This window comes from Streptomyces sp. HB132 (assembly GCF_016909575.1).
Lineage (GTDB): Bacteria > Actinomycetota > Actinomycetes > Streptomycetales > Streptomycetaceae > Streptomyces.
On sequence record NZ_JAFBGA010000026.1, the window covers coordinates 1 to 18808 of the forward strand.

Consider the following 18808-nt stretch of genomic DNA (forward strand, 5'->3'; position numbering starts at 1 on the left):
TTGCCCTTGGCGTGCTGCGCCTCGGTCGCCCGGTCGCTCGGTCCACGCCGGGCCTGCTCACGCAGCGCCAGCAGCTCGGCCACCCGGCCACGCGTTGCGGGGGCGGTCGCTCCGGCAGAACGTTCGTACGCAACGGTCATCGCACCGGCTCTCTGTGAGGGGAGGTGACGGCAGGCAGGATCTGGACCAGCCGGCCCGGTGTGCCCTGACGGCGCTGCCATTCGCGGGGGTACCCCAGGGAGACCTCCTGGTGCGGCACACCGTCACATCGGATCACCCTGGGAATGTGGAGGTGCCCGTAGACCACCGACCGGGCGCGGAACCTCGTGTGCCAGTCGGCCGTCGCCGTGGTTCCGCACCACAGCGCGAACTCCTGCCGCCAGAGCACCCGTGTCGGTTCGCGTACGAGCGGCCAGTGGTTGACCAGGACGGTGGGCAGGTCGTCGGGAAGGGCCGAGAGACGTTCCTCGGTCATCCGCACACGGGCACGGCACCAGGCCTCACGGCTCGGATAGGGGTCCGGGTGCAGCAGGAACTCGTCGCTGCAGACCACCCCGGCCTCCTCGGCCACCTGGAGCGCCGCCGCCTTCGAGTACGTCCCCGGCGGCCGGAAGGAGTAGTCGTACAGGACGAAGAGCGGTGCCACCGCGACAGGACCGCCTTCTCCCTCCCAGACCGGGTACGGATCCTCGGGAGTGGACACACCGAGCTTGCGGCAGATCTCCACCAGGTGCTGGTAGCGGTGCTCACCCCGCAGTTGCACGGGGTCGTCGGGGGCGGTCCACAGTTCGTGGTTGCCCGGCGCCCAGATGACCCGGGCGAACCGGTCGCGCAGCGTGCGCAGCGCCCACTCGATGTCGGAGACGATCTCACCGACGTCACCGGCGACGATCAGCCAGTCCTTGTCACTGTCCGGTCTGATCCGGTCGACGATCTTCCTGTTCTCGTCGTAGCGCACGTGCACGTCGCTGATCGCCACGATGCGTCCGGGCCCCGGGTCAGCCATCTGTGGCCCCCTGCCCGTCACGCGTGCGCTCTGCGATCTCCGAGACCTTCGCGAGCGTGGGCTGCCGGAGGATCGCCGGCAGGGAAGCCATGAACTCCCGCTCCCGCCGGGAGCCCACGACCTCGTCGCTGACCGCGGCGAGCATCGCGAGGAGGGTGGCGGAGTCGCCGCCGTGCCGGTGGAAGTCCGCGCCGGCGCCGAGCCGGTTGACGTCCACCGCCAGGACGCGGGCCCAGATCTTGGCCACCGCCTCCTCCACCTCGCCGCGGGACTTCGCCTCCGCGGCCGCGGCCTCGGCCTGCGGCCCGGTGAACGGTACCGGCAGCGCGGCGACGTCGACCTTCTCGTTGACCGTGCGGGGGAGCTCGGTCACGACCGTCGTCGTGGCCGGCACCATGTAGCGGGGAAGGCGACCCGCGACGTGGTCGGTGAGCTGGTCGACGGTGGCCTCTTCGCGCAGGACGACGAAGGCGCACAGGACCTTGCCGGTGGTGCCGGGCCTGACCAGGCCGGTGACGAAGGCCGTCGCCACTGCCGGGTGTTCCTCCAGGGCCTTGGCGACCTCGGCGGGCTCGACACGGTAGCCGAGCACCTTGACCTGCTCGTCGTTGCGGCCCACGGACTCCAGTTCGCCCGAGTCCAGCATCCTGGCCAGGTCACCGCTGCGGTAGACGCGGGTGCCGTCGGCGAGTGCGGTGAACCGTTCGCGGACGAGATCGGGCCGGCCGCGGTAGCCACGGGCCAGCTGATCACCGGCGAGGTACATCTCGCCCACCTCGCCCGGAACCACGTGGCGGCCGTCACCACCGATCAGGTGGATCCGGGTGTTGTCCGTCGGCACACCGATGGGCACCGAAGGCAGGCCCGCGTCCTGGTCCGGGTCGAAACGCCGCGTCATACAGCCGATGGTCGTCTCGGTGGGGCCGTACTCGTTGAAGATGCCGCACTGGGGCCCGAAGAGCTGCTGGGCCCGGCCGGCGACCGCACCCCGCAGGAGTTCCCCGCCGGCGATGACCGCCCGGAAACCGGTCGGGGCGAGCCCCAGCCTGCCGATGAGGTCGAGATGGGTGGGGGTGAGCTTGAGCGCGTTGGCCCCCGAGTTCTCCAGCATGTCGCGCAGCACGACGTGGTTGGGCTCGTCGGGTACCAGTGCGATCGATCCGCCGGCCAGCAGGGGCAGGAAGATCGCGGTGTTGGAGAGGTCGAAGGCCAGCGAGGTGAACAGCGGGAACCTGGTGGTGGAATCCACCCCGTAGACACGGGTGGCCCAGCTGATGAACGTGGCGAGCTGGCGGTGCTCGATCTCCACGCCCTTGGGGCGCCCGGTCGATCCCGAGGTGTAGATGACGTACGCGAGGTCCTCCGGCCGCACCTCGACGCCCTCGGGGCGGCGCTCCGAGGGCTCCAGTGTCTCGAGCACCACCACGTCGCAGCCGGAGTCCGGGGCGAGACGGCGCGCGGCGTGGACGCGCTCGGCGAGGCACACGGTGGCGCCGGCGTCCGCCACCAGGCCGGCGAGCCGGTCGTCGGGCTGCTGCGGGTCGAGCGGCAGGTAGGCGGCACCCGCTTTCAGCACCCCCCAGATGGCGGCCATCGCCGCGACCGTACGGCCGGCCAGCAGACCCACGACGTCGTCGCGTCCGATGCCCCGGTCCAGCAGCGCGACGGCGACGGCGTCCGCCCGCCGGTCCAGCTCACGGAAGGTCACCTCGCCCTCGGGGCCGGTCAGGGCGATCGCGCCGGGTGTGAGGGAGACCTGCCCGCGGAACTGGTCGACGGCCGTTCCCGGCCGGGCGAGCGCCCGGTCGGTCCGGTTGCCGTCCCATTCGCGGTGCGCCCTCGGGGACAGGGCCTCCTCGATGCGGTCGAGCAGCGCCTCCGCGCGGTCCGGGGTCTGCGCACCGTCGTACCAGCCGATGGTGATCTCGGTGCGGTCGCCGAACTCGACCGCGTTGATCTCCGGGGGCCCCAGGGGCCCGGAGTTGGGCAGCGAGTAGACGGTGGTGGCGTGGAACGAGCTCGTGCTGAACGCGGCGGGGGCGACGCGGCCCATGTGGGAGAGCGTGGCCAGGCTGCTGTAACAGCCCTTCTGCGCGGAGTAGGCGTCCAGACCCATGATCTGCTGGTGCAGTTCCGTCAGGTTCTGGCCGGGCAGCGAGGGGTCGACGCGGGCAGCCAGGTCCTGACCGGTGGACAGGATGGACAGCAGTCGCTCCTGGGCCTGCTCCCAGCCGGCGTCCCCTCGTACCTCGTAGAGCGGATTGTTGGTGAGGTTGCCGGTCGAGCGGATTCCGGGCAGGTACCTGCGCAGGTCGACCGGGACGAGGAACCTGCCGGTACGCAGACCGCACGCCTGGGTGACGGCGCAGGCGATCTTGGCGACCAGCGCGGGGTGCGTGCCGTCGACGGTGCGCCTGCGCCAGAAGAAGTCGTGCTGGCCCTGCGGGCGGGAGCCGAGCGCGGACGGCCAGTCGAGGTCCGGGGTGACATCCCGTTCCTGCGGGGCACCGGCCTGCTCGATCAGTTCGTTCTCCGTGATGCGTGAGGGTGCGCCCACGGGGTCCTCGCCGCGCAGGACCCGGAAGATGTCCTCCGCCCAGGCGCGTACACCCTGGCCGTCCATCACTCCGTGGAACGCGCGCACGATCAGCGTGTCCGACTCCGCGTCCGTGAGGAGGAGGAGCTCGCAGGTGGGGCCGCCGTCCTTGCCCATGAGCGGGCTGTGCAGTTCGGCCGCGTCGGCGAAGGTGCGCCGGTCGACCCGGTCACCGGGCAGGACCCGCACGACCGGTGCCACGCCGCTGTCCACCCAGGTCATGTCCTGGCGGGTGAGCCGGGCACCGGGGCAGGCCTCGGACGCGGTCTCCACGGCGCGGACCAGCTCGTCGTGACCGATGTGGCCGGCCCCCTCGATGACGATCTGGATCACACCGGGAACCGACTCGGGGTACACCAGGAACCATGTCTCGGTGGGCGACACGGGCCGGCTGTAGACGTTGTCGTCCTCACCCGCGGACATGGGGATACCTCTTTCGATTCGGGTCGGTCGGTGGTGCGTCACGTCCGGTCAGCGAACCGGCTCGCCGGCTCCGAGTACCTGGCCGTCGGCCTCGCGCATGACGCGGGACCTACGGAAGTCCAGGTGGACGAAGACGCGTTGGAGCCAGCGGTCCCGGCCGTCGTAGCGCGGCTGGAAGGAGTTACGGCCGTGCAGGGCCAGCCGGTTGTCGACGAAGGCCAGGTCACCGGGGCCGAGGATCAGCGTGTGGGCCACCCGCTCGATGACGGCTTCCAGTTCGGCCATGGCCTGTGCGGCTTCGTCGTCGGACGGGATCGTGCTGCTGAAGTCCACTTTGAGATCGGGGTCCTCGAAGCTGCCGGCGAGGATCCCGTGCGGTTCCTCCAAGCCGTCGGCGATCTCGAAGGAAGCCGGCGCCATGGTCACGAATCGCGGCTGGTGGAGTATCTCCCTGGTCCGGGCGGAAAGCAGCGGAACCGCGTTGCGCACGGACGCCACACGCAGACCGGCGACGTTCTCGTGGTCGTTGCGCAAGCACATCAGACCCACGAGGTCGGGCTTGTGCTCATGGAATGCGTTCTCGGTGTGCATGTTGAGTTTGATGGATCCGGCATTCCCCTGGAATTGTTCCATTCCGGGGACGGGGACCACGTCCTGCACGAGCGCGCCGGTCTTCTCCTTCTCGAACGCGATCACCTCGCCCATGGCCATCGCGATCAGCATCAACGCGGACGCCGGTGTGGTGGTCCCGCGCTGGACGGAGCCGCGGACCGTCGGCGTGTCGGGGACGGTCTCCGCGTCGACCGGCAGGTTGCGTACCAGGAGCATGGCCTCACGGCCTGAGTTCCACGTGAAGCGGCGCAGCGTCTGGCGCAGCCGAAGGGGGAGCCGGCTGGAGAGCTCCCGCGCGGCGGACGTCCAGCGGGGGTCGTCGTTCAGGCGTGGAGCGACGTCACGCAGTTGCTCGGCCAGAAGGGTCAGTTCGCCCTTCTCCTGACCGTCGAGCGATATCTGGGCATCGTCGCCGATTTTCGGCTTGACTTCGGCAGGCATAATTCAACCATTCATGGGCAGAGTTGATGCGAAGGAACGGGCTCGCCAAGTCGACTCCAGTCCGCAGACTATGGATTCGGCCGAATTGACGGCAACCCCTATCTACCGTCCGCCGACCCCTGTACGAGGGCGGTGCGGATTCTGTGCGTTTGTTCTCAGCACCCCTGCTCCGTCAGCCATTCGCGCATCCGCCGGGCCAGTGGCCCCGCGTGCTCGCCGAGCATCGTGAAGTGGTTCCCCTCGGTCTCGGCGACCGAGTGGGGCAGCGGCCAGACGGCGTGCCAGTCGCCTTCGCCCGACCACGCCCGCAGGGGCTCCCCCGCGCGTACGAGCAGCGTGGGAACGTCGACGGGCTGCGCCCGGCACGCGTACAGGAAGGGGAGGTAGGCAGCCCACGCCGTGGCGCGGTAGTCGTCCATGGGCGTGTACGCGTCGTCGCGTTCGACCATGCCGTCGAGCAGTTCGGGCATCCAGGTGGCCATGACGTCGCTGTCCGCGGGATAGCTGTCGAGCAGGATCACGGCGGCCGGCGGACGTCCTCGCCCCTCCAGTGCGTGGGAGAGCGCGTTGGCCAGCAGCGCGCCGCCGGAGTGGCCGGTGACGACGAAGGGCCTGTCCCCCACCGTGCGCAGCACCGATTCGGCGTGCGTGCGCATCAGGACGTCGAAGTTCTCCGGGAGTTCCTCACCCTCGGCGAAGCCGGGGTGCGGGAGCGCGTACACGTCGCGTTCCCCGCGGAAGCCGGCGGCCAGGCGCGCGTACTCGTGCGCTCCCGAGAGCATCGACATCGTGCAGAGGCAGATGAGCGGGGGGCCGTCGCCCGTCGCCAGGCGGACCACGGGCGCGGCCTGGGCGGGTGGCGTCTCGTTGTTGAAGACGGTACGGAATTCCGCCAGTTGCATCAGGACCTTCGCGTACTCCACGGCCTGGCCGGTGGAACGGGTGTGCTGGAGGAGGGGTCCCAGAATGCCGCCGCCCGGCCCGGCCGCGGGTGCCGCGTCGCCGTCGCCGTCCAGCAGTGCGGAGAGGTGCCGGGCCAGGCAGGTCGGTGTGGGGTGGTCGAAGAGCAGGGTGGCCGACAGTTCCTCGGTACCGAGGACCGCCCGGAGACTGTTCCGCAGCTCCAGGGCGGTCAGGGAGTCGAAGCCCTGCTCCAGGAAGTCCCGCCCGGTGTCCAGCTCTTCGGCCGAGGGGAGCCCCAGTGCCGCGGCGGCCCACGTGGTGACGACGTCCAGGAGCAGCGTGTGCCGACCGGCGGGAGTGGCGTCGGCGAGCCGCGCGGCCAGTGCCGTCGACGCCTCGGCGGGCGGGATGTCCTCGGCCGCGTCGGCGACCCCGGGGCCGGGGGCTGTCCCGCCGGGGGCGTACGCGGGAGGCGCCGGCCAGTACCGGCGGCGCTGGAATGCGTAGGTCGGCAGATCGGTCAGGCGGGCGCCCCGTCCGGCGAAGACCGCCGTCCAGTCGACGGGGAGGCCGTGCACGTGGAGCTCGGCCAGCGCGGTGAACAGGGCGCGCACCGGCGAGCGGTCACGGTGCTGGGTCGCGACGAGGAGGGGCGGCTCGGTCTCGCCTGCGCCGGCCGCGAGGCAGTCCTGCGCGAGGGCGGTGAGCACCCCGTCGGGGCCGATCTCCAGGAAGGTGCCGACCCGGTCGTCACGCAGTCGCCGCACGGCGTCGGCGAACCGGACGGGCTCCCGGACGTGTCGCGTCCAGTAGTCGGGGCTGAGCGCCTGGTCCGCGGTGAGGGGCAGGCCGGTCGTGGCGCTGACGAGATCGGTCCGTGCCGGCCGGAGAGCCAGGTTCGAGGCGACCGCGCGGAGGTCGTCGAGCATGGCGTCCATGTGCGCCGAGTGGAAGGCGTGGCTGGTCCGCAGTTCCTTGTGTCTGCGTCCCTGCTTCGTCCAGAGGGTCACGATGTCATGGACCTCGTCCCGGTCTCCGGACAGGACCACGGAACTCGGTCCGTTGACGGCGGCGATCGACGGACCGGTGCCGGCACCGAGGAGGTCCGTCACCTCCTGCTCGGTGCCGGCACCGAGGAGGTCCGTCACCTCCTGCTCGGACGCCTCGACGGCCACCATGAGTCCGCCGCCCGGCATGGCCTGCATCAGACGGCCGCGGGCCGCGACGAACGTGCAGGCGTCCTCCAGCGACAGGACTCCGGCGACGTGTGCCGCGGTCAGCTCGCCGAGTGAGTGGCCGGCCACCGCGTCGGGACGCACACCCCAGCTCACCAGCAGCTCGTACAGGGCGACTTCGAACGCGAAGAGCGCCGGCTGCGCGAACTCGGTCCGGTCGAGCTTCTCCTGGTCCGCGCCCGACATCACCGCGCGCAGGGGTGTGTCCAGGTGGGGGCCGAACCCGTCGCAGACGGCGTCCAGGGCCGCGGCGAAGACGGGGAAGGTCGCGGACAGCTCGTCCGCCATGCCCGGTCGCTGGCTGCCCTGCCCGGTGAAGAGGAAGGCGGTGCCTTCCCCTGCCCGGCGCACGCTTCGGATCAGGCCGGGGGCCGCCTCACCGGAGGCCAGGGATGTGAGCCCGCGTACGAGGCCGTCGCGGTCGTCGGCCAGTACCACCGCGCGGCGGTCGAGCGCCGCGCGGGAGACGGCCAGTGAGTGGCCGAGGTCTGTCGTCGACTCACCGGAATCGTCGCGCAGCCGGTCCAGGAGTCGGGCCGCCTGGCCCCTCAGGGCTTCCTCGGTGCGCGCGGACACCAGGAACGGGACGACGGGCAGCTCGGTGGTGGAGCCGGTGGGGGGCTCGCTCACGGGTGCCTGTTCGAGGATCAGGTGCGCGTTGGTGCCGCTGAGCCCGAAGGCCGAGACGCCCGCGCGGCGGGGTCGTCCCGTGGCCGGCCAGGGCGTGGCACTGGTCAGCAGGGACACCTCGCCGCCCGACCAGTCGACGTGGGGGGTGGGTGCGTCGACGTGCAGGGTCGGGGGCAGCGTCCCGTGACCGAGCGCCAGGACGGTCTTGATGGCGCCGACGGCCCCGGCCGCGGCCTGGGTGTGCCCGACGTTCGACTTGACGGTGCCCAGGAGCAGGGGCCGGCCCTCGGGGCGTTCCCGGCCGTACGCGGCGATAAGAGCCCGGGCCTCGATCGGGTCGCCGAGCACCGTGCCGGTGCCGTGCGCCTCGACTGCGTCCACGTCGTTCGGGCTCAGTCCCGCGTCGGCGAGCGCCTGCGCGATGACGCGACGCTGGGCCGGCCCGCTGGGAGCCGTGAGTCCGTTGCTCGCACCGTCCTGGTTGACGGCGCTGCCCCGCAGCACGGCCAGTACCTTCCTGCCGTTCCGGCGGGCGTCGGACAGCCGCTCCAGGAGGAGCACGCCCGCTCCTTCGCCCCAGCCCGTCCCGTCGGCGCCGGCCGCGAACGACTTGCAGCGGCCGTCCCCCGCCAGTCCGCGCTGCTTGCTGAACTCCACGAACGCTCCGGGGGTGGCCATGACCGTCACCCCGCCCGCCAGCGCCAGCGAGCATTCCTTGTCGCGCAACGACCTGGCGGCCAGGTGGATGGCCACCAGGGAGGACGAGCAGGCGGTGTCGACCGTGATAGCGGGGCCCTGGAGGCCGAGGAGGTAGGACACCCGGCCGGAGATGACACTGCCCGCCCCTCCGGTGAGCAGATAGCTGTCGCTTCCCTGGGCGTCGCCGTACATCCCGGCGCTGTAGCCCGAGGAGGAGGCGCCGACGAACACGCCGGTGCCGGTGCCGCGCAGGGACGACGGGTCGATCCCGGCCCGCTCGAACAGCTCCCACGACGACTCGAGCAGCAGCCGCTGCTGCGGGTCCATCGCCAGTGCCTCGCGCGGGCCGATACCGAAGAGGGCCGCGTCGAACGCGTCGGCGTCGTCGACGAATCCCCCCTCGGGGGTGATGCCCGTGTCGCCGAGTCCGCGCAGCCAGTCCACGTCCCAGCCACGGCCGTCGGGGACGGCGGACATGGCGTCCGTACCGTCCATGACGAGGCGCCACAGGTCCTCCGGCGACCGCACACCGCCGGGCAGGCGGCAGCTCATCGCCACGACCGCGATCGGCTCCGCCCGCTCGTCGACGAGGCTCCGGTGCTGCAGGCGCAGCCGTTCGTTCTCCACGAGAGACGCCCGTAGCGCTTCGACGATCTCTTCGACCTGCGTCCCCATCATGTGCTCCACGCTGCTCGTCGCATCAGGCTTCCTTCGTACGTGTCGCCATGCGGACGAGGGCGCTGACGTCCATGGCGTTGATCTCGTCCACCCGGTCCCCGGAATCGGACGCCTGCCGCTCCTGCGGGGGCCCGGGGTCCTCCGCAGGCGGCAGCGCGTCCAGGAGGCCCGACTCGCGGATCCTGGCCATCGGGATGGTGGCGAGGAGCGAACGCACCCGCGCCTCGTCGTCGTCCTGGGCGGAGGCTTCCGCGTCCGGCGGCAGCAGTTCGCGCATCAGCCGGTCGCGGAGGCCGGTGGGTGAGGGTTCGTCGAAGACCACGGTGGTCTCCAGGCGAAGCCCGGTGGCGGTGTTCAGGCGGTTGCGCAGCTCCACGGCCATGACCGAGTCGAATCCCAGTTCCCGGAAGGCCCGTTGGGGGTCGACGGCATCGGCCGCGGGGTGCCCGAGCACGGCCGCCGCCTCGGCACGTACGAGATCCAGGAGCATCCGCTTCCGCTCGGACCCGGAGGCTCCGGCCAGTCGGTCCGCGAGCGCGACGGCCCCGGCGTCAGGCGCGTCGTGGTCGTCCCCGGGCGGCCGGAGTGCGGCGGCGGCCTCGGGAACGTCCTCGATGAGCGGTCGGGGCCCTCCCATCGCGAACGCGGGGGCGAACCGGGTCCAGTCGATGTCGGCGACGGTCAGGCAGGTCTCCTGCCGTTCGACGGCCTGGACGAGGGCCCGGACGGCGACCTCGGGGTCCATGGGGCGCAGTCCGATGCGGTCGAGCGTGGACCCGGCGGCGGTGTCCACCATGCCTCCGCCGGCCCAGCCGCCCCAGGCGACCGAAGTGGCGGCAAGACCACGGGCACGGCGGCGCTCGGCGAGGGCGTCGAGGTGACAGTTGCTGACGGCGTAGGCGCCCTGCGCCGATCCGCCCCAGACGCCGGCGCCGGAGGCGAACAGCACGAAGGCGTCCAGCGAGTCGGCCGGGAAGAGCGCGTCGAGGGAGGTAGCGCCCGCCGCCTTGGCGGACATGACCCGGGCGAACTCGGCGGGGTCACTCTGCTCCAGGCCGGAGACCAGGCTCTCCCCCGCGGCGTGCACCACGGTGCGTACGGGCGCCGTGTCGTCCTGTGCCAGCTCCTTCACGAGGGCGGACAGGGCCTCGGGGTCGGCGACGTCACAGGCGGCGAGCGTCACGCGGGCGCCCAGAGCGCCGAGTTCGTCCTTCAGCGCGAGGGCACCGGGGGTGGCCTCGCCCCTGCGGCCGGTCAGCACCAGGTGCTCGGCGCCGTTGCTCGCGAGCCAGCGTGCCACGTGGGACCCCAGCGCTCCCATGCCTCCGGTGATCAGGGCCGTACCGCGCGGCTTCCAGCGCGACGGCACGGCCGGCCGGGGACCGGCGGGCGAGCGTCCCAGGCGGCGGGCGAACACGCCCTGCGGCCGGACGGCCAGCTGGTCCTCGTCCCCGGCGCCCGCCAGCAGACGGCACACCTGGGCGGCGGTCCGTTCGTCCGGTTCCGCGGGCAGGTCGATGAGGCCGCCCCAGCGGTCGGGGTGCTCGAGGCCGATGACGCGGCCCAGTCCCCAGACCTGTGCCTGGGCCGGGCCGGTGAGCGGACCCGAGCCGTCGACGGAGACGGCTCCCCGGGTCAGGCACCACAGGGGGGCGGTCAGGTCCAGATCGGTCATCGCCTGGATCAGGGAGGTCGTCGCCGCGACGCCCGCCGGTACGACCGGGTGGAACGGGTCGGGGCGGTCGTCCTCGGCGAGGAAGGACAGGACGCCTTCGATCCGGCCTCCGTCGGGCAGGGCGTCCCCGAGCCGCTGGAGCGCCATGGCCCGTCCGGTGTCGTCGGCCTCGAACAGCACCTGGACGGTGCGGGCCCCGTCGCGTACCAGCTCACGTGTGACGGCCTCGCCCGTCTTGTCCGGCACCCCGGAGGGGCTGACGATCAGCCAGGTCCCGGAGGGTGCCGGGGCCGGTGCCGGAGTGACCGGCTTCCAGCTGATCCGGTACCGCCAGCTGTCCACGACGGTCTGGTCACGGCGTTCGCGACGCCAGGACGTCAGGGAGGGCAGGACGCTCTCCCACGAGCGGCGTACGTCGTCGTCGGCGGCACCCAGCATTCCGGCCAGCGCGGTGGGATCCTCGGTGTCCACGGCGGCCCAGAACGCGTCGTCGACGGGGTCCCGGTGTTCGGCCGGGGCGGGGAGCGCGGCGGGCCTGGGCCAGTACCGGCTGCGCTGGAAGGCGTACGTGGGCAGGTCGGCGTGGCCCGTACGGTCGCCGAGGACGGCACGCCAGTCGGGGGACACACCGGCGACGTGGGCTTCGGCCAGGGACGTCAGGAAGCGGTGGGGGCCGCCCTCGTCACGGCGCAGCGTGCCCAGTGCGGTCGCCTCGGTCTCCACGGCGTCGAACGTCTCCTGGAGCCCGAGCCCCATCACCGGGTGGGGGCCGACCTCGAGGAACGTACGGTGTCCGTCGGCGAGCGCCGCGCGGGTGGCGGCCTCGAACTCCACGGTGGAGCGCAGGTTGCGGAACCAGTATCCGGCGTCCAGCGCCGCGGTGTCGGTCAGTGCGCCCGTGAGGGTCGAGTAGAAGGGCACGGTGGACGAGCGGGGCGTGATTCCGGTGAGCAGCCGGTCCAGTTCCTCGCGGATGGCCTCGACCTGGGCGGAGTGCGAGGCGTAGTCGACCGCGATGCGTCTGCCGCGTACGCCGTCGGCCTCGCAGGAGCTCAGGAGCTCGTCCAGCGCCTCCGGTTCACCCGCGACGACGGCGGACGAAGGACCGTTGACCGCGGCCACCGACAGCCGGTCGCCCCATGCGGTGAGCCGCTCGCGCAGCAGCCCTGCGGACTCCCCGACCGAGGCCATGCCGCCCTTGCCGGACAGGGAGAGGAGCGCCCGGCTCCGGAGCGCCACGACGCGCGCGGCGTCCTCGATGGACAGTGCGCCTGCCACGGTCGCGGCCGCGATCTCGCCCTGAGAGTGGCCGATCACCGCGGCCGGACGGACTCCGCAGGCACCCCAGAGCTCGGCCAGCGACACCATGACCGCCCACAGCACGGGCTGCACCACGTCGACCCTGTCGAGGCCGGGGGCACCGGGGGTCTCCCGTACGACGTCCTCGAGCGACCAGTCCGTGTGGGGCGCCAGAGCCTCGGCGCACTCGGCGATGCGTGCGGCGAACACGCCGGACGTGTCGAGGAGTTCCTTCGCCATGCCGGGCCACTGGGCACCCTGCCCGGGGAAGACGAGGACCGGGCTCGTGTCGCCGGCGGCGCTCCCTCGCACGATCCCGGCGGCGGAGCCGTCCGCGGCCAGGACCCGCAGGCCCGCCTCGAACTCGGCGGGCTCCCGGGCGACGAGGGCCGCGCGGTGCTCGAAGCGGGACCTGGTCGTCGCCAGGGCGTGGGCGAGGGCGGCGGGGTCCGCTGTGCCGACGGCGGCCAGCAGCCGCGACGCCTGGTCCCGCAGGGCTTCACGCGTCCTGCCGGACAGCACCCACGCGGTGGTGGCGCCGGTGTCGAGCGGGACGTCCCGCTCGGGGGCGGACGGGGCGGGAACGGCGGCAGGGGCCTGCTCGATGATGGTGTGGGCGTTCGTGCCACTGACGCCGAAGGACGACACGCCCGCGCGGCGCGGCCGGTCCGTCTCCGGCCAGCCGACCGGTTCCGTCAGCAGCGCGACCGCGCCCGCCGACCAGTCGACGTGGGAGGAGGGCTCGTCCACGTGCAGTGTCGGGGGCAGTACCCCGTGCCGCATCGCCATCACCATCTTGATCACCCCGGCGACACCTGCGGCGGCCTGCGTGTGACCGATGTTGGACTTGACCGATCCCAGCCACAGCGGCCTGTCTGCGGGGCGGCCCTGCCCGTACGCGGCCAGCAGCGCCTGTGCCTCGATCGGGTCGCCGAGGGTCGTGCCGGTGCCGTGCGCCTCCACGGCGTCGACCTGGTCGGCGGTCAGGCCGGCTCCGGCCAGCGCCTGCCGGATGACCCGTTGCTGCGAGGGGCCGTTGGGCGCGGTCAGCCCGTTGCTCGCCCCGTCCTGGTTCACCGCGGAGCCCCGTACGACGGCGAGCACCTCACGGCCGTTGCGGCGGGCGTCCGAGAGCCGTTCGACGAGGAGGACTCCGACGCCCTCGCCCCAGCCGGTGCCGTCGGCGGACTCGGCGAAGGCCTTGCACCTGCCGTCGGAGGACAGTCCGCGCTGGCGGCTGAACTCGATGAACGCGGACGGCGTCGACATCACGGTCACGCCGCCGGCCAGGGCCAGGGTGCACTCACCCGCGCGCAGGGCCTGGACGGCCAGGTGCAGGGCGACCAGCGAGGACGAGCACGCCGTGTCGACGGTGACCGCGGGTCCTTCCAGACCCAGTGCGTACGAGATGCGTCCGGAGACCACGCTGGCGGCGTTGCCGGTGGCCACGAAGCCTTCGGCGCTCTCGGCCGAGCCCATCAGAAGCCCTGTGTAGTCCTGGCTGTTGGTGCCGGCGAAGACGCCGACCCGCCCCCCGCGCACCGAATCGGGATCGATGCCGGCACGCTCGAACGCCTCCCACGACGTCTCGAGGAGCAGTCGCTGCTGCGGGTCCATGGCCAGTGCCTCGCGCGGCGCGATGCCGAAGAAGCCCGCGTCGAAGTCGGCGACGTCGTGCAGGAACCCGCCCTCGCGCACGTACGACGTGCCCTGCTGGTCGGGATCCGCGCTGTAGAGCCGTTCGATGTCCCAGCCGCGGTCGTCGGGCAGCGGGGAGACGGCGTCCGTCCCCGACTCCAGGAGGTCCCAGAACTGTTCCGGGGACCGGACCCCGCCGGGGAAGCGGCAGCTCATGCCGACGATGACGATGGGGTCGTCGTCCAGGGCGGCGACGGGGCCCTCCTGGGCCGGCCCGGACCGGGACCCCGCGAGTTCGTCACGCAGGTGCCGGGAGAGGACCAGCGGGGTCGGATAGTCGAAGACGAGTGTGGCGGGCAGGGCGAGTCCGGTGCTCGCGCCGAGGAGGTTGCGCAGCTCCACGGCGGTCAGCGAGTCGAAGCCCAGGTCCCGGAAGGCCCTGCCGGGCTGTACCCCGTCCGCCGAGGCGTGTCCGAGCACTGCGGCGGCCTGGCCACGGACCACGGCGAGCAGGATGCGCTCGGACTCCTGCGGGGAGGCACCCGCCAGCTGCTCGTGCAGGGCGCTCTCGGCCGCCTTCTCCGGCGCGGGCGTGCCGGCTGCGGCCGACAGGCTCCGCACTTCGGGGAGTTCGCCGATGAACGCGGCCCTGCCGGGCGGCAGGGCCGGGGCGAACCGCTCCCAGTCCACGTCGGCGACGATCGTGTGGGGCGCACCGCTCTCGACCGCCTGTCGCAGTGCGCGCATCGCCAGTTCCGGCGGCAGCGGAGGCGTTCCGCCGCGGCGTACGCGTTCGGCCACCAGCGGGTCGGCGGCCATGCCCGCGCCGTCCCAGGCGCCCCATCCGATGGACGTGGCGGGCAGGTCCTGGGCGTGGCGTACGGCGGCGATCGTGTCGAGGAAGGCGTTGCCGGCCGCGTACGCGGCCTGTCCGGCGTTGCCGAACGTCGCGGCCAGCGAGGAGAAGAGGACGAACGCCGACAGGTCGAGGTGGCGGGTCAGTTCGTGCAGGTGCAGGACGGCGTCGGTCTTGGGCCGCAGGACCCGCTCGACCCGCTCGGGCGTCAGCGAGCCGAGCATGCCGTCGTCCAGCACGCCGGCCGTGTGAACGACCGCGGTGAGCGGGTGCTCGGCGGGTACGGAGTCGATCAGGGCGGCCAGCGCCTCCCGGTCGGTGACGTCACAGGCGGCCACGGTGACGCATGTTCCGAGCTGCGTGAGCTCGGCCTCCAGGTCCCGGGCGCCGGGGGCGTCGAGGCCGCTGCGGCTCGTGAGCAGCAGGTGGGAGGCCCCGTTGCGGGCCAGCCAACGGGCGGCGACGGCGCCCAGGGCGCCGGTTCCGCCGGTGACCAGGACGGTGCCGGAGGGCTGCCACGGCGTGGGGGTGTCCGGCGGCAGGGGGGCGGCCCGGACGAGTCGGCGTACGTGCACGCCGAAGGACCGGATCGCCAGTTGGTCCTCCGTCCTCGCCGGGTCTGCGAGCACTCCGCACAGGCGGCGGGCGGCACGGGTGTCGAAAGCCTCGGGCAGGTCGACCAAGCCGCCCCACAGACCTGGTTCCTCGACGGCCACGACCTGGCCGAGGCCCCAGACCATGGCCTGTTCCGGGGCGGCCGGCCAGTCCGACTCGCCGACGGCGACGGCACCGCGGGTGGCGAGCCAGAGCGGTGCGCGCAGCCGGGCGTCCGCCAGGGTCTGTACGAGCGCGAGGGTGTCCCGCAGCCCTTGGGTGCCCTCACCCGACAGGGCGGTCAGGGCCAGGACGCCTGCGATTCCGCCCTCGTCCAGGGCCTCCCGCAGCCGGGCACTGCCGCTGGACGCCGGGACGCGGAGGACACGGACCCCTTGGGCGCCCATGGCGGCCGCGACGTCGTGGGTGGCGTCGTCGGGGCCCGCGACGAGCCATGTTCCGGAGGGCACGGCCGAGTCGGGTTCCGGTGCGTGGCGCCACTGCACCTCGTACCGCCAGGAGTCGATGGCGGACTGGTCACGCCGTCCGCGCCGCCAGTGGGCGAGTGCCGGGAGCACGGTGCTGAGCGGCTGGTCGCCGTCGAGGGCGAGCGTGCCGGTCACGGCGTCCAGGTCCTGGCGCTCGACCGCGGACCAGAACCCCGCCTCCGCGGCGTCCTCGCCGCCCCGCGCGTCCGCTGCCGCCGTCCACACGAGCGACTCGGGCCAGTACCGGGTGCGCTGGAACGCGTAGGTCGGCAGGGCAACCGCTGCGGTGGCGGCGGGGAGCAGGGCCGTCCAGTCGCAGTCGGCGCCGCGTACGTACAGGCGGGCCAGCGCGGTCATCGCCGACCCGGCCTCGGGGCGTCCGGCCCGCAGGACCGGGAAGGCGTCCGCACCCTGGTCCAGGCAGTCGGCGACCATCGCGCTGAGCACGCCGTCCGGGCCGAGTTCCACGTACGTCTTCACGCCCTGGCCGGCCAGGGTCCGCACGCAGTCGTGGAAACGGACGGCCCGACGGACGTGGGAGACCCAGTAGTCGGCCGAACCTGCCTCCTCGGCCGTCAGGATCCGGCCGGTCACGTTCGAGACGACCGGGACGGCCGGAGCGGCGAAGGTGAGGCCCCGCAGGATCCGGCCGAACTCCTCGAGCATCGGATCCATGTGCGGGGAGTGGAAGGCGTGGCTGACCTCAAGCCGCTTGGTCCTGCGGTTCCGGGCCTCGAAGTGGGCAGCCACCGCCAGCACTTCCGCCTCGTCCCCGGAGACGACGACGGAGCGGGGGCCGTTCACCGCGGCGACCGAGACACGGTCCGTGCGATCGGCCAGCGCTTGGACGACCTCGTCCTCGCCCGCCTCGACGGCCACCATCGCCCCGCCTTCGGGCAGCGCCTGCATCAGCCGTCCCCGCGCCGCCACCAGGGTGCACGCGTCGTCCAGGGAGAGGATCCCGGCGACGTGCACGGCGGACACCTCTCCGATGGAGTGACCGGCGAGGATTCCGGGGCGGATGCCCCAGTCGGCGAGGAGGCGGAACAGTGCCACCTCGATCGCGAAGAGAGCGGCCTGCGTGTAGGCGGTGCGGTGCAGCAGGGCCGCTCGCTCGCTACCCTCCTCCGCGAACAGCACTCTCCGCAGAGGGTGTTGGAGGTGGGGGTCCAGGTGGGTGCACACCTCGTCCAGCGCGTCACGGAAGACGGGGAACCGCGCGGCGAGTTCCCGCCCCGTACCCGGTCGCTGACTGCCCTGGCCGCTGAACAGGAAGGCGACCCGGCCTTCGGTCACGGTGCCGCGCACCGGTCCGGCCGTGCCGTCCGCGAGGGCCTCCAGCTGGAGCAGGGCGTCGTCGCGGTCCTCCGCGACCACCACGGCCCGGTCCTCGAAGGCGCTGCGCGTGGTCGCGAGCGCATGGGCCACGTCCGTCAGGGCGTACTCGGGACGGGTGGCCAGCAGGACGCGCAGCCGGGCGGCCTGTGCGGCCAGCGCGGTCTCGCCGCGCGCGGAGACGGTCAGGGCTACGGGCCCGGTCCGCGCTTCGGTGCCGGACGACGGGGCGGGTGCGGATGTCGTCCCGGGCTGCGTCTGCGCCTGCGCCTGCGCCTGCGCCTGCGCCTGCTCGATGATGACGTGGGCGTTGGTACCGCTGATGCCGAACGACGAGACGCCGGCACGCCTGGGCTGCCCGGTCTCCGGCCACGGCACCGCTTCCGTCAGCAGCCGCACCTCGCCCGTGGTCCAGTCCACCTGGGGTGTGGGCGCGTCGACGTGCAGCGTCGCCGGAAGCGCGTCCCGCTGCATCGCCATGACCATCTTGATCACCCCGGCCACGCCTGCGGCGGCCTGCGTGTGACCGATGTTCGACTTGACGGAGCCCAGCCACAGCGGCCTGTCCGCCGGGCGGTCCTGCCCGTAGGTGGCCAGCAGCGCCTGCGCCTCGATCGGGTCGCCGAGCACCGTACCGGTGCCGTGCGCCTCGACCACGTCGATCTGGGACGGCGTCACGGAGGCGTCGGCGAGCGCCTGCTCGATGACGCGCTGCTGGGACGGGCCGTTCGGAGCGGTCAGCCCGTTGCTCGCGCCGTCCTGGTTCACCGCCGAGCCGCGGAGCACGGCAAGCACCCGGTGCCCGTTCCGACGGGCGTCGGAGAGCCGCTCGACGAGCAGGACCCCGACCCCCTCGGCAAATCCCGTGCCGTCCGCCGCGGCGGCGAAGGCCTTGCAGCGGCCGTCCTGCGCCAGCCCGCCCTGCGCACTGAAACTGCTGAACATGCCGGGGGTCGACATGACCGTGACCCCGCCCGCGAGCGCCAGCGTGCACTCGCCCCGGCGCAGGGCCTGCGCCGCCAGGTGCAGAGCCACCAGCGACGACGAGCAGGCGGTGTCGACGGTGACGGCGGGACCTTCGAGGCCGAGCGTGTAGGAGACGCGCCCGGAGACCACGGCGGCGGCGCTTCCCGTGCCCGTGAACCCCTCCAGGCCCGTCGAGCCCATCAGGAGGTAGGGGTAGTCCTGGCCGTTGGTCCCGGCGAAGACACCGGTGCGGGTACCGCGCAGCGTCTCCGGATCGATCCCGGCCCGCTCGACCGCTTCCCAGGACGTCTCGAGGAGGAGACGCTGCTGGGGGTCGGTGGCCAGCGCCTCGCGCGGACTGATCCCGAAGAACGCCGCGTCGAACTCCCCCGCGTCCTGGACGAAGCCGCCCTCACCGGCGTATCCCTGCCCCCCTGCACCGGGCTGGAACACGGAGTCCGTGTTCCAGCCGCGGTCCGACGGGAAGGGGGTCATGCCGTCGGCACCGGAGGCCACCAGGTCCCACAGCTCCTCCGGGGAGCGCACCCCGCCGGGGAAGCGGCAGCTCATGCCGATGATGGCGATCGGCTCGGTGTCGCGCTCCTCCATCTCGCGGATCCGGTCGTGCGCCGCTTCGAGATCGGTGCTGACCCGCTTCAGGAAGTACCGGAGCTTCTCTTCGTTCGCCATCGGGCGACCCCTCTGTCAGGAACTGTGTGGTGCGATGTGCGTGC

4 protein-coding genes and 1 pseudogene are annotated in these 18808 nt (G+C 72.7%); all 5 read right to left on the bottom strand.

Annotated elements, in window-relative coordinates:
• Nucleotides 1-136 precede the first annotated feature (136 nt).
• Nucleotides 137-1006, bottom strand: coding sequence for a metallophosphoesterase family protein (locus JOC24_RS31970; protein ID WP_205023950.1), 870 nt, complete (start codon nt 1004-1006; stop codon nt 137-139).
• The gene (locus JOC24_RS31975) at nt 999-4025 is read right to left on the bottom strand and encodes a non-ribosomal peptide synthetase (protein ID WP_205023951.1); all 3027 of its coding nucleotides are present in this window, start codon (nt 4023-4025) and stop codon (nt 999-1001) included. Before JOC24_RS31975 ends, JOC24_RS31970 begins: the two co-directional genes overlap by 8 nt.
• A 48-nt stretch (nt 4026-4073) precedes the next feature.
• A complete protein-coding gene (locus JOC24_RS31980) occupies nt 4074-5078 on the bottom strand; it encodes a TauD/TfdA family dioxygenase (protein ID WP_205023952.1) in 1005 nt (334 codons plus the stop codon).
• Between the two features lie 155 nt (nt 5079-5233).
• Nucleotides 5234-9184, bottom strand: a pseudogene (locus tag JOC24_RS31985) (type I polyketide synthase); the annotation flags it as partial.
• A 61-nt stretch (nt 9185-9245) separates the two neighbouring features.
• On the bottom strand, nt 9246-18764 hold the full coding sequence (locus JOC24_RS33920; RefSeq protein WP_275588672.1) for a type I polyketide synthase: 9519 nt from the start codon (nt 18762-18764) through the stop codon (nt 9246-9248).
• Nucleotides 18765-18808: the final 44 nt, after the last annotated feature.